Raw genomic sequence first — 21127 nt, 5'->3', positions numbered from 1 at the left:
CTTCCCTCCCGCGCTTTGCGCACTTCTCGCGCTTCCGACGGCTCGGAATCCGCGATAGGTGCGCAAAACGCGGGGCTTCCGGGGTTGTGGACAACTCCTGGACCTGTGGATGACGGGGACTCGGGGACGGGATCGGACGCGGAGCGTCGTGCATCGTGGGCGGCATGACGGTTCCAGGGTTGCCGGAGGTGTTCGTCGGACGGGATGCGGTGCGGGACGGTGTGCTCACCGCCGCACATCTGCGCGGGCCGAAGGTGCGTCGGCTGTTCCGCGGCGTGTACTGCCCGCGGAGTGTGCGGGACAGTCATGAGTTGCGGTGCCGTGCTGCCGCGCTCACGGGGGAAGGGGCACTGGTGCTGACCGGACGGTCGGCAGCGGTCGTGCGGGGCGTGCCACTGGCGTCGATGTCGGATCCGGTGGAGGTGATCGCGCTTCCCGGACACCGCGTCAACCGTCGCCCGGGGCTGCAGGTGCGTCGGGTCGTCATCGACAAGCAGGACTACGAGCCGTGGGAGCAGATCTCGATCGCCCGGCCTGAGCGGATGATGTTCGACGTCCTTGCGACCGGTTCGTTCATTCGCGCGGTGGCCGATGCCGACCGGATCCTCCGAGCCGAACTCACGACGCAGGCGCGGATGACGGCGTACCTCGAGGATCGGCACGATCACGGCGTGGTCCGCGCACGGGAGGTCTTGGCGCTCACCGATCCTCGTGCCGAGTCGCCTCCGGAGTCCGAGCTGCGGGTGCGCATGCACTTCGTGGGCCTGCACCCGGAGCCGCAGTTGCACATCTACTCGGGACGCAAGTTCATCGCACGTGTCGACTTCGCGTTCGAGGAGGTGAAGCTGGTGGTCGAGTACGACGGCGACTGGCACGGCCAGGGGTGGGCACTGTCGAAGGACCGGGACCGCATGAACAAGCTCAGCAAGGAGGGCTGGGAGATCGTGTTCGTCACCAAGGAGATGATGCGGGACCCGGCGGCGGTACTGGACATGATCGAGGCCGCGTTACGTCGAGTGGGCGGGGGGAGTGCCAGGCGCCGCCGGGCCGAGATCCCGCGCTAAGTGCGCGAAACGCGGGAACCCGGACCCGGAACTCGCGCCAAGTGCGCAAAACGCGGGAACCCGGACCCGGAACCCGCGCCAAGTGCGCAAAACGCGGGGGACGGGCTACCGCGGCCGACGCAGTCCCAGCCGTGCGGCGGAGCGCCGGTTGCCCCCGGGGGCGCGGCGGATGGCGCGGCGCTCGGAGGGCTTGATGTCCCAGGTCTCGGGGCGGGCGGCGACCCAGCGCTGGGAGCGGACTGCGAAGGGGATGTGCACGAGGTACACCAGCACCAAGACCATCAGCAGCACGAACGGGTAGGTGACGAGGGCCGCGGCGGCGAGGGCGACGAGCACCAGAAGGCCGGCGGCCATGCCGCCCGGTACCGACACGGTCTTCATCGCGAGGGTGGGGATCCGGCTGACGATCAGTGCCGCGGACGCGAGTGTCCACACCGTGACGACACCGATCGACGACCACCATCCCTCGCCCCATTGCACGTACACGGCGATGGGGGTCAGCGCGATGAGGGCGCCGGCGGGCGCGGGGACGCCGACGAAGAAGTCTCGCGTGTAGGCCGGTTTGGTGTCGTCGTCGAGCAGGGTGTTGAACCGGGCCAGTCGAAGCACGATGCTCACCGCGTACAGCAGGGCGATGATCCAGCCGAAGTTGTTGCCGTCGAGCAGCGTCACGTACAGCACGAGGGCGGGTGCGACGCCGAACGAGATGGCGTCGGCGAGGGAGTCCAGTTCGGCGCCGATCTTGCTGGTGGCGTCGAGCATGCGAGCGATCCGGCCGTCGAGAGAGTCGAGGACGGCGGCGGCGCCGATCATCGCGAGGGCGATGCCGAGTTCATTGTCGAGCGCGAACTTGACCGCGGACAGCCCGCTGCACAGCGCGAGGATCGTGATGATGCTCGGGAGTAATCGGACCGCGTTCCGTCCGCTGGGGCGGGCTGGCGTCACGACAGCTGCGCGAGGACGGTCTCGGCGCCAATCGTCCGCTGACCACGCTCCACGAGCAGCGCGGTGCCGGCAGGGAAGTACGTGTCGACGCGGGAGCCGAATCGGATCAGGCCGTACGTGTCACCGATGGTGAGCGTGTCGCCTTCCTTGGCGTCGCACACGATGCGGCGCGCGAGCAGTCCGGCGATCTGCACGACGGCGACGTCGTGGCCGCTTGCCGTCTCGATGAGCATGCTGTTGCGCTCGTTGACCTCACTGGCGTCGGCCAGGTCCGCGGACAGGAACTGGCCGGGCTGGTGCACAACCTTCTTCACGAGGCCGGCGACGGGCGTGCGCTGGACGTGCACGTCGAGTACCGACAGGAAGATGCTCACCCGCGGCAACGGCTGATCGCCCATGCCGAGTTCGGCGGGCGGGACGGCGGAGTCGACGAGCGCGACCTCACCGTCGGCGGGCGCAACGACGACGCCAGGACGGTTCGGTGGCACGCGGTGCGGGTGCCGGAAGAACGTGGCACACGCTGCCGCGGAGGCAAGTCCGGCGCGGCGTACCCACTTGCGGTTGCGTCCCACCGCTGCAACGGCGAGCGGCGCCAGCACGAACGGCAACCCGGCGGGATGCAGCGGCGGGACCGCAGCCTTGACGAGGCCGATGACGTGGCCGACGCCGGTGGGCTGGGGGGTACCGGGGGGTGTCGGTCGACGTGCCACGAGCTCCTCTTACCTGTTCGGGTGTGCGGCGGGTCGCCGCACGAGCTAGTACAGGCTACGTGAGGGCCGAGAACCGGCGGGTCGCGATGTGCTAGCGGGACCCGACGGCGAGCGCCTCGGCCTCGTTCTTGATGCGCGCGAGCGTGGCGTGCATGCCCACGATCATGTCGGCCTCGAATGCCTCCGCGCCGCCAAGCACGTGCTTGATCAGGAACTGCGACAGCTGGCTGGTGCCGGTGGGGGCCTCACGGCGCTCGATGACGCGGGTGCCGGTCTCGGTGGCCTCGAGGGTGTAGGACCAGACGGTGCGGTTCTCGGCGATCCGGAATGCGATGGCCTTGTTCGGCTCGAAGCGGATCACCTTGGATGTCGTCGGCCACACCAGCAAGCCCTTGCGGTTGATGTTGAAGGTCTTGGTGCCCTCACGGACCTCGCCGGACACGCGCATCTTGCGGCACTGCGGACTCCACTCGCCCATGCGCTTGAGATCGGACACGATTGCCCACACGTCCTGCGGGGTGGCGGCGATGTCGATGCTGGCTTCGAGGGTGTTCGTCACGGGTCGGCTCTCCAGTTCGAGTTAGGTGGTACAGGAGGTCACGCGTACACCTGGATCGTATGCCCTGGCGCGGGTGGTGTGTGTGGCAGGTCACGAAACGATCGGGATTTCGCATCCCCTACGCGCCCCGGTTCCGGCCGATACCCTCGAAGCCATGACCGGGGTCGAGGGTGTGCTGTTCGACATCGACGGTGTGCTGGTCACCTCGTGGCGTCCGGTGCCAGGCGCGGCAGAGGCGCTCGCGGAGGTTGCCCGTGACGGCCGGCGGCGAGCGTTCCTCACCAATACGACGTCCCGGACCTGCGAGGAGATCGCGTCGACGCTGGTCGACGCGGGCTTCGACGTCCGGCCCGACGAGATCGTCACCGCGGCCCGGCTCACCACCGAGTACCTGCGATCGACGTATCCAGGGGCCCGCGTGCTGCTGCTCAATCACGGCGACGTCGCGGCAGACATGGAGGGCATCGAGTTCGACGACATCGATCCGCAGGTGGTGGTGCTCGGCGGCGCGGGCCCGGAGTTCACGCACGACGCGCTGTCCCGGGTGCTGGATCTGATGGTCTCGGGTGTCCCGGCGGTCGCCATGCACCGCGGACTGATGTGGTCGACCGCCGACGGTCTCCGCCTCGACACCGGCGCGTATCTGCCGGGGCTCGAGGAGGCGTCGGGCGCGAGGATCATCGCCGTCGGTAAGCCGTCGCTGGCCGGGTTTCTCACTGCTGCGGAGTTGGTGGGCGCGGACCCGGCGGCGATGGTGATGGTGGGCGACGACTTCCGGGGCGACGTGCTGCCGGCGCAGCGGGTGGGGATGACGGGTGTGCTGGTGCGGACCGGCAAGTTCCGTCAGCCGATCCTCGATCTGGCGGTCGACCGGCCCGATCGTCTGATCGATTCGGTGGCTGATCTGCCGGCGTTGCTCACCGAGTTGGGCTGACGCGCCGGGCTACTTCGGCTCGCTATCGAAATGCCGAGGTTCGATCGCCTGAGCAGGTACTGTCGCGGTCACGCTCAGCGCCCTCCCTTTCTCGTTCTGAAGGAGCCCGAATGTCGACCTCTTCCCGCCCGCGTGTTCTCTCCAGCCTTGGTCGACGGATGATGCGGACGGCAGCCGTTGCTGCGCTCGGATTCGGTGTGGCACTTGGGGTTTCAACTGTCGGTGCCGGTGCCGCGTCCGCGGCTCCGGTGGTGTGCACGTCGCCGGCGACGGCCAATGACATCCAGGTCTCGGAGTTCGCGAGCTGCGGTGCGCAGGCGTTCGAGCAGAGTGTGGCTCGGTCGGCCGCGATGGATAGCGGTACGGCGGTCTCCGTCGCCCAGAACTTCGGATCCTCGAACAGCTTCGCGACAGGGTTCGGGACCGCGCTCAGCGCGTCGCGCGGCAACGGCCAGTCTCTCGCGCTGGCGATCGGCGGCGGCATCGCACACTCGTGGGCCGACGACGGTTACGCGACGTTCGCGGTGGCCGGTTGGGGTTCGGGCGCGACGGCCGAGCAGGGCGGCGTCAACTGCGTCGGCCCGCTGTCCTTCGCGTGGAATCTCAGGACCGGCCAGTCCTGCATCGGGTAGAGCACGTTCGCCCAGGGCTGAGACCGCCCCGCAACGTTGCACTCAACCCACTCGAGTGCTAAAAATGCACTTGGCACTCGCGACTCGTGAGTGCCAGGTCGGAGCGGTGAGACCGGGAACCATCGACACCCCTGGTCGTCCGTCGCGGGCACTGACCCCGGCCGGCAATGTGTCACCCCCAATCCGGAGGATCACTTCGCAATGGCCAAGATCATCGCGTTCGACGAAGAGGCACGTCGCGGCCTCGAGCGTGGCCTGAACAGCCTCGCCGACACCGTCAAGGTGACGCTGGGACCCAAGGGTCGCAACGTCGTGCTCGAGAAGAAGTGGGGCGCCCCCACGATCACCAACGACGGTGTTTCCATCGCCAAGGAGATCGAGCTCGAGGACCCCTACGAGAAGATCGGCGCCGAGCTGGTCAAGGAGGTCGCCAAGAAGACCGACGACGTCGCTGGCGACGGTACGACCACCGCCACCGTCCTCGCTCAGGCGCTCGTCCGTGAGGGTCTGCGCAACGTTGCCGCCGGCGCCAACCCGCTGGGTCTCAAGCGCGGCATCGAGAAGGCCGTCGAGGCCGTCACCGCCAAGCTGCTCGACACCGCCAAGGAGGTCGAGACCAAGGAGCAGATCGCTGCCACCGCCGGTATCTCGGCCGGCGACCCGTCCATCGGTGAGCTCATCGCCGAGGCCATGGACAAGGTCGGCAAGGAAGGCGTCATCACCGTCGAGGAGTCCAACTCCTTCGGCCTGCAGCTCGAGCTCACCGAGGGTATGCGCTTCGACAAGGGCTACATCTCGCTGTACTTCGCGACCGACGCCGAGCGTCAGGAAGCGGTCCTCGAGGACGCCTACATCCTGCTCGTGAGCTCCAAGATCTCCACGGTCAAGGACCTGCTGCCGCTGCTGGAGAAGGTCATCCAGTCCGGCAAGCCGCTGGTCATCATCGCGGAGGACGTCGAGGGCGAGGCGCTGTCCACCCTGGTCGTCAACAAGATCCGTGGCACCTTCAAGTCGGTCGCCGTCAAGGCCCCCGGCTTCGGTGACCGCCGCAAGGCGCAGCTCGCCGACATCGCCATCCTCACCGGTGGCGAGGTCATCAGCGAAGAGGTCGGCCTCTCCCTGGAGACTGCCGGACTCGAGCTGCTCGGCCGCGCCCGCAAGGTCGTTGTCAGCAAGGACGAGACCACCATCGTCGAGGGTGCCGGCGACGCCGACGCCATCGCCGGTCGCGTCAGCCAGATCCGCGCCGAGATCGAGGCGTCGGATTCGGATTACGACCGCGAGAAGCTGCAGGAGCGCCTGGCCAAGCTGGCCGGTGGCGTTGCAGTCATCAAGGCCGGCGCTGCCACCGAGGTGGAGCTCAAGGAGCGCAAGCACCGCATCGAGGACGCCGTCCGCAACGCGAAGGCTGCCGTCGAGGAGGGCATCGTCGCCGGTGGTGGCGTGGCGCTGCTGCAGGCCGCTCCGATCCTGGACGACCTGAAGCTCGAGGGCGACGAGGCCACCGGTGCGAACATCGTTCGCGTCGCCCTCGAGGCTCCGCTCAAGCAGATCGCGTTCAACGCAGGCCTCGAGCCGGGCGTCGTTGCGGAGAAGGTGCGCAACCTCCCCACCGGCCACGGCCTCAACGCCGCGACCAACGAGTACGAGGACCTGCTCGCTGCCGGCATCAATGACCCGGTCAAGGTCACCCGCTCGGCGCTGCAGAACGCTGCGTCCATCGCGGCTCTGTTCCTGACCACCGAGGCTGTCGTCGCCGACAAGCCGGAGAAGGCCGCTGCTCCCATGGGCGACCCGACCGGTGGCATGGGCGGCATGGACTTCTGATCCCCTTCGGAAGTTCCGCCTGAGTTCAGGTAGACGAGAAGCCCGGGACACCTTCACGGTGTCCCGGGCTTCTTGCTGTGCGGACTGGCGCGCTCACGCATCCTGAGGCATCAGCATCCAGGCCGCGAGATAGATCAGCGCGACGGTGCCGAGCGAGACGATTGCACCGAGAACGGCGCCGAGGCGCACGAGGTTGACGTCGATGCCGAAGTACTCGGCGACGCCGCCGCACACTCCGGCGAGCATGCGCTGGTTTCGGGAACGGAGGAGCTGCCGGGGGGAGTTGCTGTCGAAGGTCATGACATCGAGTCTGGTCGGCGCGGGCGCCGGTGACCATCGGGATTCCCCCGGAGATCGACCCTGAACTTCGAGCTCGGGGTCTGCTACCGAGGGCGCACCCGGCCGACGAGCGGGCGAACACCCGTCGTACTCATTGTGTTCGGCTCGGCGGCACGCGTCTCACACCTTCTGCCGGGATCTCACACGCAATGTGTCCCAACCCGTATGTGACGCGGCGAAGCAGTGTGCGGTGCGGATTCGGAGCACTCCGAGCGACGAATACCGGCCCCGGCGGGCCGCACGGGCATAGGCTCGATGCCGTGGAGACCGTGCCGATCCAGATGCCCGACGGGACGACGACGCCGGTGCGGTTGTTCCCCGGCCGCGAGGGTGCACCGGTGGTAGTGGTCGTACCCGGTCTCGGTATCCCGGGCGGCTTCTACGACAGGTTCGCGAGCGAATTGGTGGCGCGCGGCTTCTGCGCCGCGACATGCGAGTTACGTGGACAGGGCGACAGTCGTCCGCGTCCGAGCGCGTCGAGCACGTTCGGCTACCAGGAGCTCGTGGCGGTGGACCTGCCCGCGATGTTCGAGGTGGTGCGGGAGCGGTTCGACAGGAGCACGCCGTTCCTGCTGGGGCACAGCATGGGTGGGCAGTTGGGGGTGATGTACGCGGCGCGCATCCGGGGCCGGCTCGGCGGGCTGATCCTGGTGGCGTCCGGTTCGCCCTATTACCGAGGGTTTCCTGGATCTCGATCCCCCGGTGTGCTGCTGGGATCGGCGGCGATGTCGATCACCGCGAGCGTGGCGGGCTTCTGGCCGGGCGATCGTCTGGACATCGGGGGCTTCGGTCGACAGTCGAGGGTGCTTGTCTCGGACTGGTCGCGGTTCGCGCGCAGCGGCCGGATCGAGCCCGCGGGGGCGGATATCGACTACGAGGAACGCATCGCACGATTGACGCTGCCGGTGCTGTCGATCTCGATGGAGGGTGACGACTTGGCGCCGCGCAGTTCGGCGAAGAACCTGGTCGACAAGCTGCCACAGGCCGAGGTCACCATGTGGCACCAGCCCGAGCCGCTCGGCCACAATGGGTGGATTCGGACACCGGAGTCCACGGTGGACCGAATCGTGGACTGGTTGCACGATCACAGCTGAACTTCACCCTCGGTTTTCATCCTGTGTTAACGCGTCAATGTGACTCGTAAGTGTGTCCTTGCCGTTATATTTGCCGCAGCGCTTTCGCTTCGAGGCGCGACACCACACAGGATTGCAGGGAGTTTCCATGGGTTCGTCCGAAATCATCAGCCTCCTCAACACCGTCGTCTCGCTCGTGAGCGCGCTGAACAAGCTGAGCACCGCCAGCTCGAGCGGCGCCGGCGCCGAGGGCTCGCTCGACACCGCCTCGCTGACCTCGATGAGCTAATCTCCACCACAGGTTCCGAAGGGCGGCCCCCGCGCAGATCGCGTAGGGGCCGCCCTTCGTCGTCCGGGTCGTCAGATGCCGAGCGACGCCGCGAGTGTCGGCCAGGACTTGGGCAGTTCGTCGCGCCAGTACGCCCACGTGTGCACGCCCACCGGGTTGTAGACGAACGTCGCCGGGATACCGAGTGAGCGCAGCCGGTCGTCGAGCTGGTGGGTGCAGAAGTTGGTGACGGCCTCGATCGGTCCGCCCTGCGTCACGAGCGGGATCAGGTTGGGATTGTCGAGCGTCTCGTTGGGGCCTGGCAGACCGGTGGCTGTCGAGATGTACATGGCAGTGCCGCGTAGCTTCTCGGCGCCCCGGACAACGTCGTGCTCCGCCCACAGCGAGTCGGTGAACGGGCCCCACATGTTCGCGATGTCGCCGCCGTAGCTCGAGACGACGAGCTCCATCTGCCGCTGACCGAGCGCACCGGTGGACTCGTAGCAGCCGCTGTAGGCGGCGACGCCGCGGTACAGGCCGGGCGAACGCATGGCGAGCATCATCGCCGATTGCGCGCCCATCGACAGGCCGGCGATCGACGCGAGGCCATTGCCGTCGAAGCGATCGTCGATCAGCGGCGGCAGCTCCTTCGTCAGGAACGTTTCCCACTTGTAGTTGCCGAGGACGGGGTCGGGCCGGTCCCAGTCGGTGAAGTAACTGGCCCTGCCGCCGGTGGTCATGACGACGTTCACCGGTTTGTCCTCGAAGAACTGCACCGCGTTGCCCTGCGTGGTCCAGTTGCTCATACCGCGGGCGGCGGACCGGCCGTCGAGCATGTACAGCGTGGGCCGCGGGATGGAGATGTCACGGGGCAGCAGCACCTGCACCTCCTGCTCGGACAGCATCGCGGGCGAGTACACGAACACGCGCAGCCAGCGGTCGGTGATGTTCTCCACGCGGGTGATGTGGGCACCCGCAGCGACCTGAGCGGACGCCGGTACCGCCGCGTCCTGTGCGGAACTCGGGATGCCCCCGGCCACGGCCGTCGGCGCGACGCCCAACAGTGCACCCGTCGCGGTGGCCGCGACGAGGGCCGAGGCCCCGAGTCGGCGCAGCGACGGGCCCGCGTTCGCGTCGGATCTCATGTGGCAGCTCACTTTCCCGCAGTTGTCTGATTCGGGCGAATGGTAGCCCAGGGCGCTGAACCCCTGGGCGTCACCGGGCCAGCTGCGACCACAGGAACGTGTACGTGAGCGCCGACTTGAACGCGGCCTGTGCGTTGTCGGCGGCGCCGCCGTGGCCGCCCTCGATGTTCTCGTAGTAGTAGCAGGTGTGACCCTCCTCCTCGAGTCGGGCCGCCATCTTGCGGGCGTGCCCGGGATGGACGCGGTCGTCGCGGGTGGACGTGGCGATGAGGATCGGTGGGTAGGACGTGTTCGCGTCGGTGTTCTGGTATGGCGAGTACTCGGAGATGAACGCCCAGTCGTCGGGGTTGTCGGGGTCGCCGTACTCGGCCATCCACGACGCTCCCGCCAGCAACAGGTGGTATCGCTTCATATCGAGCAGCGGCACCTGGCAGACGATGGCGCCGAACAACTCCGGGTACTTGGTGAGCATGATGCCCATCAGCAGTCCGCCATTGCTGCCGCCCTGCGCGCCGAGCTGCTGCGGGGTGGTGATGCCACGGGCGACGAGGTCGCGGGCCACCGCCGCGAAGTCCTCATGCACCTTGTGCCGGCCTTCGCGCACCGCCTGGGTGTGCCACTGTGGCCCGTACTCGCCGCCGCCACGGATGTTGGCGACCACGTAGGTGCCGCCGCGCTGCAGCCATGCGGTGCCGTTGATTCCGCTGTAGCCGGGTGTCATCGAGTTCTCGAAGCCGCCGTAGCCGTAGAGCAGCGTCGGCCCGGCGGGCGCGTCCTCGCGGCGCGCGACGAAGAACGGGATGCGGGTGCCGTCAACAGATTCCGCGAAATGCTGTTCCACGGCGAGGCCGGCGGTCTCGAAGAACGCGGGTGCCGACTTGAGCGCCTCGAGCGGTCCGCCGACGGTGCCTGAGAACAGCGTCGCCGGGGTGAGGTAACCGCTGGAGTTGAGAAAGAAGTCGTCGCTCTCACGCGGGTCGGTGTCGATGATCTCGGTTGACGTCAGATCAGGGAGACCTTCGAGCGGTGTTGTCTCCCAGCCATTGTCGACCGGGGTGAGGGCGTGGACGTGGGACTGGACGTCGGAGAGCGTCACCATCAGCAGATGGCTGCGGGTCCACGAGTACTGCTCGAGTGACGTGTGCTCGTCGGGCTCGAACAGGACGGTGAGTTCGCGCGCGCCGGCGAGGAAGTCGTCGTACCTCGCGGCCAGGAGTGCACCAGCCTGGTAGGTGATGTCGCCGACAGTCCATGGTGAGCGGGTGCGGATCAGCAGCCACTCCCGGTAGACGGAGATGCGCGCGTCCTCCGGAGTATCGACGTGGACGAGTGTGCCGTCAGCGAGGAGTTGGAAGCGCTGCGAGGTGTAGAAGTCGATGGCCCGCTCGACGAAGCTGCGCTCGAATCCCGGGGTGCTGTCGTGCCACGCGGAGATCGCGACGTCGGACTGCTCGCCCTCGAACACGGTGACCGCGTCGGTGAGCGGGGTGCCGCGATGCCAGCGCTTCGCCAGTCGCGGATAGCCCGAATCGGTGAGGCTTCCGTCGCCGAAATCGGTTCCGATGTAGACGCTTTCGGAATCGATCCACCCGATGTCGGTTTTGGCTTCCTCGACGCGGAAACCACCCGCGGCGTCCTTGAATGTGAGGGACGCGAGGTCGAACTCGCGTACGACGACGGCATCCGCGCCGCCGCGGGAGAGGCTGATCAGCGCGAGGCTCTGCTCGGGGCGCAGCACCTGCGCGCCCGACCATACCCAGTTCTCGCCCTCACGGTCGGCCAGCTCGTCGACGTCGACGAGGATCTCCCACTCCGTTGTGTCGCTGCGGTATTCGTCCATCGTGGTGCGGCGCCACAGGCCGCGGACATGCTCGGAGTCGCGCCAGAAGTTGTAGAGATACTGTCCCCGCCGACGGGAGTACGGGATACGTGCATCGGTGTCGAGAATCGCGCGAATGCCCGATTCGAGTTCACTGAACTCTGTGGTGCCGGCGAACTCGGTGACGGTTCTGTCGTTGTGCGAGCGAACCCAGGCGAGGGCGTCGTCGCCGGTGACATCCTCGAGCCAGAGGTGCGGATCATCGGACGGGGTGGAGGTGGCTGGGTGGTGCGTCATGTGACCATTGTGATGGGTAGATGCGCTCTGTCCTGATACGAGTCGATCACTCGATTCTTATCCTACCGAAAAGACCCTGCGGAGTTCGAGTGAAGTTGAACCGCAGTGCAATTGCACTCAAGTTCAATTTGAACTGCAGTGCAATGTTATCTAAATGTCGAAAAATTTAGCGCAACGGAAACTTTTGCCTTACGCTTCGGTTACGGCTTGATGCTGGATCGATATTCACCCGAGAAGTGGTTGGGTGTTTGCGCACAAGGAGGTGCAATGGGTCCGATTGTGGGGAAGGAAACTTTCTACGCCATCCTGGGAATCTGCCATCGTCGATCCCATCGATCCCATCGATCCGGTCGCCCACGTCCTGTCGGCGGCAGTCATATTCTGGGGGATCAATCCGCCCTCGAATCAGATGTGCAGTTCCATTCCGGTCTGGTGTTCCCGCTTGCGGACTACCATGCTGAAAACAGGGACTACGAGCGGTCGCCTCCACGGGGTGCCAGCTCCGGTTGATCAACCCTGATCGGCGCAGCTTGTGCTGGGCGAGCGGAATTTCTGCTGGTTTCGACCGGGCCTTTACTTCTCTATGGGGATTTTCTCCATAGCTCATCTTCTTCTCTGCCGACCGAATCGCCATGTCATTAGTGGCGTCTCGACTGTCCGCGGTTTAGGTTTCATTTCTTGGAGGGAGGTGGTGTCGTGTATCCGGGTTTCGATTCTTCGAATTCCCGGCAAGATTGGTCAACCTGAGTTCGAATGATCTCGGAAAGATGCTCAATCAACCTGTCTCGAAAAAGGAGTGGTAATGGCTACATCTATTGCTCGGCGTGCATCTGTAGGAATCGCAACTTCAGCTGCGGCCGCAGCGCTGTTGCTCGGGGCCGCTGGACCTGCTTCGGCGACCTTCGCTGGGGCCACGACGACCAGCTTCAACAACGCTTGTGTTGGGCAGATCACGAGTCCGCCCACGACTGCTCACCAGGTCGAGCCCTTCTCGGTCACGGCCAATCACGTAGGCGTCGCTCCGGCTGGCTCGACCAATACGTTCAGGATCCAGACCGGCGCGCAGACCACTCCGGGTTCGGCCTTCGGGTATACCTTCCGAGGCCTCGAGAAGATCCGACTCGTCTACACGGTCGATCCGGCGACCTTCGTCAGCGCTTCGATCGTCGGCTCGGGTTCCGGTTTCTCGGGCACTCCGCAGCTGACGCTGTCGGGAACAAAGCTGGTTCTGCAAGGTACCGGGACCACCGGGTTGTCCGTCGGCGCCAGCACGACGTATCAGTTGCCGGAGATCGAGGTGTTGACGACCAATCCGGTCCTCGACGTGAAGTTCGACACGACGGGCACAGCCGCACAGTACGGAAACTACTCGGCGAACTACTTCACGTTCATCTCGAAGGCCAAGCCGTGGATCGGCGCGGAAGTCAGGGCGGAAACCTCGTGCATCCCGGCAAATGGGCCGCTCGGGGACCCGCAACTCAGCACTTACCCGACGCTGAATGCGGGTGCAACTGCTCCCAGCCATCCCTGATCGCTTGACCGGCCGTAGTGACGGTGCGCGGATCGAAACCGGCACAAGTCACGGGCCGTAGAAGACCGGCGCCGCCCTGTGTAGTCACCTGCACAGGGCGGTGTCCTTCTTCGTGTGCTCACTGTTCGACGCGTTTCACTGGTCAGCTGAAGACGCCCCCATTCGTAATGAAGATGTGTGCCTCGTCCGAGCGGATGTCCGAGTCGGCCCGTCGGGGTGCTCCGGTCCCGAGCCGATCTCTGATGTGTATCGCTTCGGGACATGCTTGACCGGTCGTTGTCAGGACTTACCCAACGGATCACCGACCGGGGAGGTCATCGTGACGTGTGCCCGCAGCAGTCCGGATCTGTGGGACGCGTCGTCACCACCGACGGTGGGAAGAACGGCGGATCGCCTTCGAACCGCGCCGCGAAGTCGGGAACGGCGCCCTATCCGTATTGGCGATCCATCGGGTCCTGATGCGTAACAGGTTGGTGGATCCTCAAGAGCGGCACTACGAACGGGTGTACTAGGAGACCCATGCACCTGTGGCAGCTCGATCAGGCAGGCAGGAATTTCGTCACCGACGGCCGCGGGTGCAAGATACTCACCGGTACCGACGACCACTCCAGATTCGTTGTCGTTGCCACTGTTCTCGCCAAGCCGTCGGGCACCGCTGTGTGCGAGCCGTTTATCGCTGCCATGGATCGCTGGGGTGGGCCGGACGCTTCCACTGAATACTGCGCTGCGAACTACTCGATGAGACAGGATCGGATCCACGCCTACGGTTCTTGTTGACGAGCCGGCGTCAGGACGGACCTCCCGCGGCTGACCACCTCTACCTCGAACGGCTTCAGATGCCGGGCGTCCGGCCCGGACGGCCCTCCCCGACAGCCGCGGTAGTCGACGCCACTGATACCAGCTCCAACTCTGCGTCGACACCGCCGGAACCAGGGTCACGTTGCACATCGATGGTGGCCTCATCCGCGCGACCGCCGAAAGAACCTGATCCAGAAGATGGTCAATCCCCTCGACGTCGATGAGATTCGAAGGTTGACAGGAGCGCGGGAGACATCGACACCACTACCTCCTGTATGAAGGGCAACGCCGTTGAGCTTGCGGGATGCCGAGTTGAACCTGGGGTGGCCCCCGGTGGTTGATGTCCCTGTGGTCGAGGCAGTCTCTGCTGTAGAAGCCACGTCGCGATCGCGGCGCCGTCCGTCTAGGCGGCGCCGAGCGGCTCACCTACGAGCAATGGTCGACGCTGCGCTACACACCGACATTCGCGGGTCCTAACGGGGACATCACTGCGGCAGGGGGCATTGCCCTGGACGAAGTCCTCGCCGGTGGGGACCTCCGAGACGCTTCTTCGGGATATGTTGGTGTGCAACGACAGTGGATCATAGGTTCTGGCAGGGCACCCGAGACCTGGGGGCCGAGGGGGATGGTCGAGGGGACGAGAGCGTTGTTCGGGCCGCCAAGAGTACGGGTGACCCGCGTGTTCAGACGTGTCGGCGGCAGCCGGATCGTGTGAACGTTGTCATCGACGAGGGCGCCGCCGCAGTCTCCCTGTCGATGGGATGTTGTCCACCCCGTTGAGGCGCGGGTGACCAAGGCCCCTGAGGGCGTCTACTACAGAAGATTGAATCATGTTGCGGTAGAACGAAACTAGATAATCGCATCAGCGGCACGCGTGCGCATTCATCCAGCACGCCGATCGGTTGCTCACTCAACCGGATCCGATGCGGGTGTGTGGATGGGTGGTCGATCCGTGGGCGACCAGTTTCGTCGACCTGTCCGGCGTCCAGGTACGGCTGGGGCAGAACGAGACCCTGGAGACGCGAGGATCGGCGCGGCGGCAGGATCAGCCCCGAGTTGGCGAACTGGATACCACCGACCGACCGACCTTGGTCAGGGCCGGGTTCACGAGCTGCTTCAGCTGGAATTGATCGACCACCAAGGTTGCATTCGGTAACCGGCCCGCGGCTCGGGTCGCGTCAGTGATCCGCGACGAGCGAAAATGGTTGTGGGACAAACAGTTTGTTGCGGTGTGGACCGCAATCGTCGACGAGGGCTCGAGTCCCCGGATCCTGTCTGCATACGCCGAGAGGGAGGGGAACTGTGGACGTCGTTGTCGACCGTTCGGGTCAGCGGGGGCTGGCACCTGTCGTGGCACCGGCTGCACACCTTCCTCGCCGGTGTAGCGACTCGCGCATCTCCGAACTACCCACGATGGCCAAGGCTGCCGAACTGCGGTGGCCGGAGATCTATGTGCTTGTCCTCATCGGGATCATCAACGCCCGCACCGAGGGCTGCAACCGGCTGGTCAAATCCGTGAGGCGAACGGTGTGTGGATTCCGGAACCGGAAGAACCCCGCCCATCGAATGTGATTCCACTGCAGCCGAGTCGAGCGCGCCGCGGCGCTTGATTATTTCCCCGATTGAATCTGGCGCGGTTGAGCGCATCATCCAGAGCTTCTGGTTGCGCGAATCAATACTGAGGCTTAGGAAAAGGATCGTGGATCCGAACGCCTGCGCGGTTCTTGTAGTACGAATCTCGAGTGTCCAGCTTTCGGGGAGATCATGCTTTCCATTCTCGTGCGGAATGGATTCCCGTGGAGGTGGCCTGCTCGGTGTGGTTGCTTGACGGGCGGGAAATTTATTGCGCTGGACTGGTTCTCGTCGACGATTTAGTGGAAACCTCCGTTTTGTCCAAGTTTTTACTATCCAGTTTTCCGGACGGATCGCGATCTATTTGATCTACTTGAGATGTGCCGGGGGATTGTTTGTCAATCGGATATCGAATCTAGCGCTGGAGTTCCCGGCAGTCGTGTTGCGACTCCTCCGCGACCTGTGCGACCAGTAAGAAACTGCATTCAATCGACCAGGAAATGGGGTAACCATGTCTGTCTCTGTTGCTAGGCGTTCTGCTGCCGGTGTCGCGGTCTCCGCGGCGGCGGTAGGACTCGTTCTCGTATCCGCCGGCCCGGCCACTGCTCACAACACCACCACCAACTTCAACAACGCCTGTGTCGCGCGAACGGGCACCTTCATCGGCAACATTCACCAGCCGAGCCAGGCGGCGTCGGTCTCGGTCGATCATCCGGGCTCCACTCCTGGTGCCTACATCATCAAGCCGGGACCGCAGACCGTCCCGACCTCCGCTTCCGGTGGCACAGTTGTCAACCTGTCGCGGATCGCTGTGGTGTTCAAGATTGATCCCGCTACCTATGTCTCGTCCTCGGTTGTTCCGGGCTCGTCGACCAACGTCAGTGGTACTCCGCAATTGACTCGAGTCGACATCAATTTGAATGAGGACCCGGCGGGCTCGTACCTCGCCTTACACGGCGGTGCGACGATCAGGGATGCAGTCGAGAAGATCCCCGCCATCGACGCCAACAGTCCCGACGCCGGCCTCACGGCACTCGCCGGGACGACATTCACTCTGCCGTCAGTCGAGGTCGTCACCACGGCTCCCGCTGGCGTGAATCCTCCGGTGTACGCCAAGACCGACGGGAACTCGGGCTTGTACGGCAGCACGAAGAACTATCTGACGTTCCTGTCGAAGGCTACCCATCCGTTGTTGCCCGGTCCGCAGTATGTGCCGACGATGTGCATGCCGAGCGACATGCCGGTTCCGCCGCGCGGCAACAGCGACCTGAACACCGCGATTCCACTGAACGGTGGTGCGGGCAACCTCCACTAACCGATTGAGGTAGTGCTTGGTTGTGATCAGAATCGGAAACTCGAGGTCTACCGCGATCCTGCCGCCTTCGATCCTCCGAGTGAACCGGTAGCAAGGATGTGAAGCCGCCCTGCCTGCTTGGTGTGCAGGGCGGCTTCACCGCGTTGTGATCTAGGCGGCTGATTCGCTCGAGTATGTCTGCCCGGCGGCACTTCTGGTTCCGTGTGAACACCGACTCCTGTCGTAGGGGGGCATGAAAGTTCGTGGATCAGCCTCGATGTGATTTCGCTCTTGGGTGACAATGTTGTTCGTAGTCGATCGACTGCCTTTGGGGGCTGACATTTCTCGCTCCGAGCGTCTGCTGGCTGTGTGCCGATGCGATCGATGGTGCGGATTCGCGACTCGACTCGTTCGAGCCTTGGCCATGCCGGGTCCATCCGTCGCCAGCGGGCCGGATCATCCGCAACGGCATTGCCGACTTCGGCGAAGGCAGGGAGATCGGACGCGCGTTTCAGCCGATCGAAGCTACTCGGATCGGGGGCGGCGACGCCCGAGCACTACAGGGCACGACGGGAGGATAACGGTCTTCGGCGCGCCGCCATACCTGCCCGCTCGAATCCCGGGGGTCAGCGCGATCGACGAGCCGGTTCGCGCCTGCGAGGGCGAGTGGGGGTGAAATTTCGAACATCCTGGACGCTTGCCCAGCTTTAGTCCCGATTCTGCGTACAGGCCCCTGCATCCTGGTTTATATTTCGATCACGGTCAGATAAAAGACCGTCTTCCCGCCCGGGCTACCAGGGGGTGTGTCGCACCGTACCAGGCGGTTTCGCGGGCGGGTTGTAGTGGGGCTTCGTGGATTCGGACTGCCAGGGTTCCCTGGTTCTGTAGGCCTACGCCGGATCTGTGCAAGGTCACACGGGAATAACAATGCTCGGCTCAACTCCTCCCCTTCGAAAGGCACCACAATGAACACTGAGGCCCTCTTCGCTGCTCTCATCGGAGTCATCGGCAACTTCATCAACTTCGGCAGCGTCACCAACATCAGCTAGTCCGGCCACTCCTCAGCCAGTCAGTCATCGTTCGTCAAGGTAAGGAAATGCAATGAACCTGGAGGCCCTCTTCTCCGCTCTCTTCGGAGTCATCGGCAACTTCGTGAACTTCGGCAGCGTCACCAACATGAGCTGAGCTCGATCAGTAACGGTACGTAGAAAGGCGACTGCTATGAACCTGGAAACTCTTTTCTCCGGCTCGCTCGTCACGATCCTCGGTCTCGGCATGAGGAGCAGTGTGGGAGACGTCGGGAGCACCTTCTCGTTCAGCTGAGCAATCGCACCTCCGACCCCAGCCGTCGCGGCGGCTGGGGTCGCGGGTGTTCGCAGACCTCGGGCCGTCAGGCGGTACCCTACCGTCGAGTAAGCGACCATACGGGGACAGGGATTCGGGTCGGGACTAGGCTAGGGCCTCGTGACCTCACACTATGACGTCGTTGTCCTCGGAGCCGGTCCCGGTGGGTACGTCGCTGCTATCCGCGCGGCACAGCTGGGCTTGAAAACCGCCATCATCGAAGAGAAGTACTGGGGCGGTGTCTGCCTGAACGTGGGCTGCATCCCCTCCAAGGCGCTCCTCCGCAATGCGGAGCTGGCCCACATCTTCCATAACGATGCCAAGACCTTCGGCATCTCGGGAGACGTGACCTTCGACTTCGGCGCTGCGTTCGACCGCAGCCGCCAGGTCGCGGACGGCCGCGTCAAGGGCGTGCACTTCCTGATGAAGAAGAACAAGATCACCGAGTATGGGGGTCGCGGCAGCTTCACCGACGCCAAGACCATTGTGGTGAGCAAGGCCGACGGGTCCACGGACACCGTCACCTTCGACAATGTCATCATCGCCACCGGCACCAAGACCCGGCTGCTGCCGGGCACCTCGCTCAGCGAGAACGTCGTCACTTACGAAGAGCAGATCCTCACCAAGGAACTACCGGGCTCGATCCTCATCGTCGGTGCGGGCGCCATCGGCATGGAGTTCGCCTACGTCCTGCACAACTACGGCGTCAAGGTGACCATCGTCGAGTTCCTCGATCGGGCCCTGCCCAACGAGGACGAGGACGTCTCCAAGGAGATCGCCAAGCGCTATAAGAAGTACGGGATCGACATCAAGACCTCCACCGGGGTCAAGACGATCACCGACAACGGCGCCGCCGGCGTCACCGTCACCATGGCCAAGAACGGCAGCGACCAGGTCGAGACCGTCGTCGTCGACAAGGTGCTGCAGGCGATCGGCTTCGCGCCGCAGATCGAGGGCTTCGGCCTCGAGAACACCGGCGTCCAGCTCACCGAGCGCGGCGCCATCGCGATCGACGAGCGCATGCGCACCAACGTCCCCGGCGTCTACGCCGTCGGTGACGTAACCGCCAAGCTGCAGCTCGCGCACGTCGCCGAGGCGCAGGGTGTCGTCGCTGCCGAGACCATCGGCAACGCCGAGACGATGGAGCTGGGCGACTACCGGATGATGCCGCGCGCCACGTTCTGCCAGCCGCAGGTCGCCAGCTTCGGTCTCACCGAGGCGCAGGCCAAGGCCGAGGGCTACGACGTCAAGGTCGCCACCTTCCCATTCACTGCGAACGGCAAGGCGCACGGTCTGGCCGATCCCTACGGCTTCGTCAAGCTCATCGCTGACAAGAAGCACGGCGAGCTGCTCGGCGGCCACCTCATCGGCCCCGACGTCTCCGAGCTGCTGCCCGAGCTGACGCTGGCCCAGAAGTGGGACCTCACGGTCAACGAGCTCGCACGCAACGTGCACACGCACCCGACGCTCAGCGAGGCGCTGCAGGAGGCCATCCACGGCCTCGCGGGCCACATGATCAACTTCTGACGGATCACCCCGCCGCATCACCTAGCTCGCGAGAAGCCCGCACAGGATTGTGCGGGCTTTCTTGCTCTCCGGGATCGGGAGCAGCTTCCGACCGAACGAGGCAGACGGCAGGCCTAGCTCTGCAGCCGCAGGTTGAGCGCGTCGAGCAGCTGTGGTGGCAGCGCGAGCTCGGGGGCGTCGTCTACGACACCCGGTTGAGCCTTGAGCTTGGCGAACTCGTCGTTGAGCCGTTCCATCTTCATATCGAGCCGGTGCGCGGTCTCGGCGGCCTCGGTGAGCTCGGCCAGCAGCTCGGGTGGGACCTCCCGATTGAACTTGTAGTAGATCTTGTGTTCGAGGCTCGCCCAGAAGTCCATTGCGATGGTGCGGATCTGGAGTTCGATCGGCACCTGCTGCACGCGGTCGCTCATGTACACGGGCACCTCGACGATCAGGTGCAGGCTCTTGTAGCCGTTGGGTTTGGGGTGCGCGATGTAGTCCTCCACTTCGCGCACCTCGATGTCCGGCTGGCCGGTGATCATGTCGGCGACGCGGTACGTGTCGGAGATGAAGCTGCACGTGATCCGCACCCCGGCGATGTCGAGAACGTTCGCGCGGACGTCGTCGAGAGTGAGCGGGATGCCGATGCGCTGTGCCTTGCGCATGATGCTCTCGGGCGTCTTCAAGCGGGACGTGACGTGCTCGATGGGGTTGTTCAGATTGATGTGGGTGAACTCGTCCTCGAGGACGCGCACCCGCGTCATCAGCTGGGCGATTCCGGACCGGTACGACATCATGAAACGGGAGAAATCGGTTCGGAGTTGCTCAGGGTCCACGCCATCAGTGTGCCATCGGTGGCGGATCAGAAGTCCGGCTGGACTCGCAGGGTGTCGATCGTGGTGGCCAGTCCGTCGTATTGCGTGACCAGCAGGCAGAACTCGACGAGCCGTCGATCGTCGAGGTGCGCGGCCAGCGCCGACCACTCCGGATCATCGACGTTCTTGCTGGTCACCAGCTGATCTACCGCCGTCAGCATAGCTCGGTGCCGGGGGCTCCAGTCGGGATCGGACGGGCCGGCCAGCACCCGCTCGAGGATCTGTGGCGTCACCCCGGCGCGGCGGCCGAGCCGGATATGGTGATCCATCTCGTACTCGCAGTCCCGTAGGTGCGCGACGCGCAGGATCACCAGTTCGATTTCGAACCGCGACAGCTTGGTGCCGGGCAGCAGCATCAGGACACCGGAGTAGTGCAGCCAGCCGCGGAACAGTCCACCGGTGCGGCCGAGCGTGCTGAATAGTTTGGCGTCGCGGGTGCGCGAGCCGAGCGAGAGCACCCGCCACGTGGCCCAGTTCACCGGCCCGAGATCCTTGAACCGTCCCGGCTGGATCCGCGGCGTGGCGTGGTTACCGACCTTCTCTTCGTACGCGGTCACGCGGCCCTCCTGAGTGCTCCGGCGGTTCGATCGCCCTC

Annotated in this window: 18 protein-coding genes; 10 read left to right on the top strand and 8 right to left on the bottom strand. The window is 65.0% G+C overall.

What is annotated here, in order from left to right; translation table 11 throughout:
- Positions 1-164: 164 nt before the first annotated feature.
- Positions 165-1064, top strand: a complete 900-nt coding sequence (locus ERC79_RS07410; RefSeq protein ID WP_131577020.1) for a DUF559 domain-containing protein — start codon at positions 165-167, stop codon at positions 1062-1064.
- 105 nt (positions 1065-1169) lie between these two features.
- Here the strand turns inward: ERC79_RS07410 and ERC79_RS07405 are convergent, their stop codons facing one another.
- The 3 genes from ERC79_RS07405 to ERC79_RS07395 all read right to left on the bottom strand — a co-directional run bounded on the left by ERC79_RS07405 (position 1170) and on the right by ERC79_RS07395 (position 3278).
- Complete coding sequence (locus tag ERC79_RS07405) at positions 1170-2009, bottom strand: phosphatidylcholine/phosphatidylserine synthase (protein ID WP_131577018.1); 840 nt, start codon at positions 2007-2009, stop codon at positions 1170-1172.
- A complete protein-coding gene (locus tag ERC79_RS07400; RefSeq protein WP_131577017.1) occupies positions 2006-2719 on the bottom strand; it encodes a phosphatidylserine decarboxylase in 714 nt (237 codons plus the stop codon). The genes ERC79_RS07405 and ERC79_RS07400 overlap by 4 nt, the downstream gene beginning before the upstream one ends.
- A gap of 91 nt (positions 2720-2810) precedes the next feature.
- The gene (locus ERC79_RS07395; protein ID WP_131577016.1) at positions 2811-3278 is read right to left on the bottom strand and encodes an SRPBCC family protein; all 468 of its coding nucleotides are present in this window, start codon (positions 3276-3278) and stop codon (positions 2811-2813) included.
- A 154-nt stretch (positions 3279-3432) separates the two neighbouring features.
- Here ERC79_RS07395 and ERC79_RS07390 point away from each other — a divergent pair, with 154 nt between their 5' ends.
- The 3 genes from ERC79_RS07390 to groL all read left to right on the top strand — a co-directional run bounded on the left by ERC79_RS07390 (position 3433) and on the right by groL (position 6671).
- A complete protein-coding gene (locus ERC79_RS07390) occupies positions 3433-4212 on the top strand; it encodes an HAD-IIA family hydrolase (protein ID WP_131577014.1) in 780 nt (259 codons plus the stop codon).
- A 110-nt stretch (positions 4213-4322) separates the two neighbouring features.
- Positions 4323-4844, top strand: coding sequence for a DUF6764 family protein (locus ERC79_RS07385; RefSeq protein ID WP_131577013.1), 522 nt, complete (start codon positions 4323-4325; stop codon positions 4842-4844).
- Positions 4845-5045: 201 nt separating this feature from the next.
- Positions 5046-6671 (top strand): chaperonin GroEL, encoded by a 1626-nt coding sequence (gene groL / locus ERC79_RS07380; protein ID WP_131577011.1) that lies wholly within the window; start codon positions 5046-5048, stop codon positions 6669-6671.
- A 93-nt stretch (positions 6672-6764) separates the two neighbouring features.
- Here groL and ERC79_RS07375 read toward each other — a convergent pair whose 3' ends face one another.
- Positions 6765-6971, bottom strand: a complete 207-nt coding sequence (locus tag ERC79_RS07375) for a PspC domain-containing protein (protein ID WP_131577010.1) — start codon at positions 6969-6971, stop codon at positions 6765-6767.
- A 299-nt stretch (positions 6972-7270) separates the two neighbouring features.
- On the opposite strand from ERC79_RS07375, the gene ERC79_RS07370 reads away from it, so the two are divergent.
- Together ERC79_RS07370 and ERC79_RS22950 are read left to right on the top strand one after the other, a co-directional pair.
- The gene (locus ERC79_RS07370; protein WP_131577008.1) at positions 7271-8104 is read left to right on the top strand and encodes an alpha/beta fold hydrolase; all 834 of its coding nucleotides are present in this window, start codon (positions 7271-7273) and stop codon (positions 8102-8104) included.
- Between the two features lie 127 nt (positions 8105-8231).
- The gene (locus tag ERC79_RS22950) at positions 8232-8372 is read left to right on the top strand and encodes a hypothetical protein (protein WP_165497047.1); all 141 of its coding nucleotides are present in this window, start codon (positions 8232-8234) and stop codon (positions 8370-8372) included.
- Positions 8373-8443: 71 nt separating this feature from the next.
- Here ERC79_RS22950 and ERC79_RS07365 read toward each other — a convergent pair whose 3' ends face one another.
- Together ERC79_RS07365 and ERC79_RS07360 are read right to left on the bottom strand one after the other, a co-directional pair.
- A complete protein-coding gene (locus tag ERC79_RS07365; RefSeq protein WP_131577007.1) occupies positions 8444-9496 on the bottom strand; it encodes an alpha/beta hydrolase family protein in 1053 nt (350 codons plus the stop codon).
- Between the two features lie 70 nt (positions 9497-9566).
- Entirely contained in the window at positions 9567-11612 is a 2046-nt protein-coding gene (locus ERC79_RS07360) for a prolyl oligopeptidase family serine peptidase (protein WP_131577006.1), read from the bottom strand.
- Positions 11613-12414: 802 nt separating this feature from the next.
- On the opposite strand from ERC79_RS07360, the gene ERC79_RS07355 reads away from it, so the two are divergent.
- From ERC79_RS07355 to lpdA, 4 genes are all read left to right on the top strand, one after another.
- The gene (locus tag ERC79_RS07355; RefSeq protein WP_131577004.1) at positions 12415-13143 is read left to right on the top strand and encodes a hypothetical protein; all 729 of its coding nucleotides are present in this window, start codon (positions 12415-12417) and stop codon (positions 13141-13143) included.
- A 2100-nt stretch (positions 13144-15243) separates the two neighbouring features.
- The gene (locus ERC79_RS07350; RefSeq protein ID WP_131577002.1) at positions 15244-15513 is read left to right on the top strand and encodes a transposase; all 270 of its coding nucleotides are present in this window, start codon (positions 15244-15246) and stop codon (positions 15511-15513) included.
- 511 nt (positions 15514-16024) lie between these two features.
- Complete coding sequence (locus ERC79_RS07345; RefSeq protein WP_131577000.1) at positions 16025-16828, top strand: hypothetical protein; 804 nt, start codon at positions 16025-16027, stop codon at positions 16826-16828.
- 1443 nt (positions 16829-18271) lie between these two features.
- Positions 18272-19678 carry a dihydrolipoyl dehydrogenase gene (gene lpdA, locus ERC79_RS07340; RefSeq protein WP_131576998.1) on the top strand — a complete coding sequence of 469 codons (1407 nt, stop codon included), beginning with the start codon at positions 18272-18274 and terminating at the stop codon, positions 19676-19678.
- Positions 19679-19791: 113 nt separating this feature from the next.
- On the opposite strand, the gene ERC79_RS07335 is transcribed toward lpdA, so the two are convergent.
- Positions 19792-20493 carry a GTP pyrophosphokinase family protein gene (locus tag ERC79_RS07335; protein ID WP_131576996.1) on the bottom strand — a complete coding sequence of 234 codons (702 nt, stop codon included), beginning with the start codon at positions 20491-20493 and terminating at the stop codon, positions 19792-19794.
- 26 nt (positions 20494-20519) lie between these two features.
- On the bottom strand, positions 20520-21089 hold the full coding sequence (locus ERC79_RS07330; protein ID WP_131576994.1) for a carboxymuconolactone decarboxylase family protein: 570 nt from the start codon (positions 21087-21089) through the stop codon (positions 20520-20522).
- Between the last annotated feature and the right edge of the window lie 38 nt (positions 21090-21127).

The organism is Rhodococcus sp. ABRD24, assembly GCF_004328705.1.
GTDB lineage: Bacteria > Actinomycetota > Actinomycetes > Mycobacteriales > Mycobacteriaceae > Prescottella.
The sequence above is the reverse complement of the archived record's forward strand: the minus strand, read 5'-3'. Positions and strand labels throughout refer to the sequence as shown.

Coding starts and splice junctions, on each gene's coding strand:
- ERC79_RS07410 (WP_131577020.1), top strand. CDS start 165: ATGACGGTTCCAGGGTTGCCGGAGGTGTTCGTCGGACGGGATGCGGTG.
- ERC79_RS07385 (WP_131577013.1), top strand. CDS start 4,323: ATGTCGACCTCTTCCCGCCCGCGTGTTCTCTCCAGCCTTGGTCGACGG.
- ERC79_RS07375 (WP_131577010.1), bottom strand. CDS start 6,971: ATGACCTTCGACAGCAACTCCCCCCGGCAGCTCCTCCGTTCCCGAAAC.
- ERC79_RS07390 (WP_131577014.1), top strand. CDS start 3,433: ATGACCGGGGTCGAGGGTGTGCTGTTCGACATCGACGGTGTGCTGGTC.
- ERC79_RS07365 (WP_131577007.1), bottom strand. CDS start 9,496: ATGAGATCCGACGCGAACGCGGGCCCGTCGCTGCGCCGACTCGGGGCC.
- ERC79_RS07345 (WP_131577000.1), top strand. CDS start 16,025: ATGTCTGTCTCTGTTGCTAGGCGTTCTGCTGCCGGTGTCGCGGTCTCC.
- ERC79_RS22950 (WP_165497047.1), top strand. CDS start 8,232: ATGGGTTCGTCCGAAATCATCAGCCTCCTCAACACCGTCGTCTCGCTC.
- ERC79_RS07360 (WP_131577006.1), bottom strand. CDS start 11,612: ATGACGCACCACCCAGCCACCTCCACCCCGTCCGATGATCCGCACCTC.
- groL (WP_131577011.1), top strand. CDS start 5,046: ATGGCCAAGATCATCGCGTTCGACGAAGAGGCACGTCGCGGCCTCGAG.
- ERC79_RS07355 (WP_131577004.1), top strand. CDS start 12,415: ATGGCTACATCTATTGCTCGGCGTGCATCTGTAGGAATCGCAACTTCA.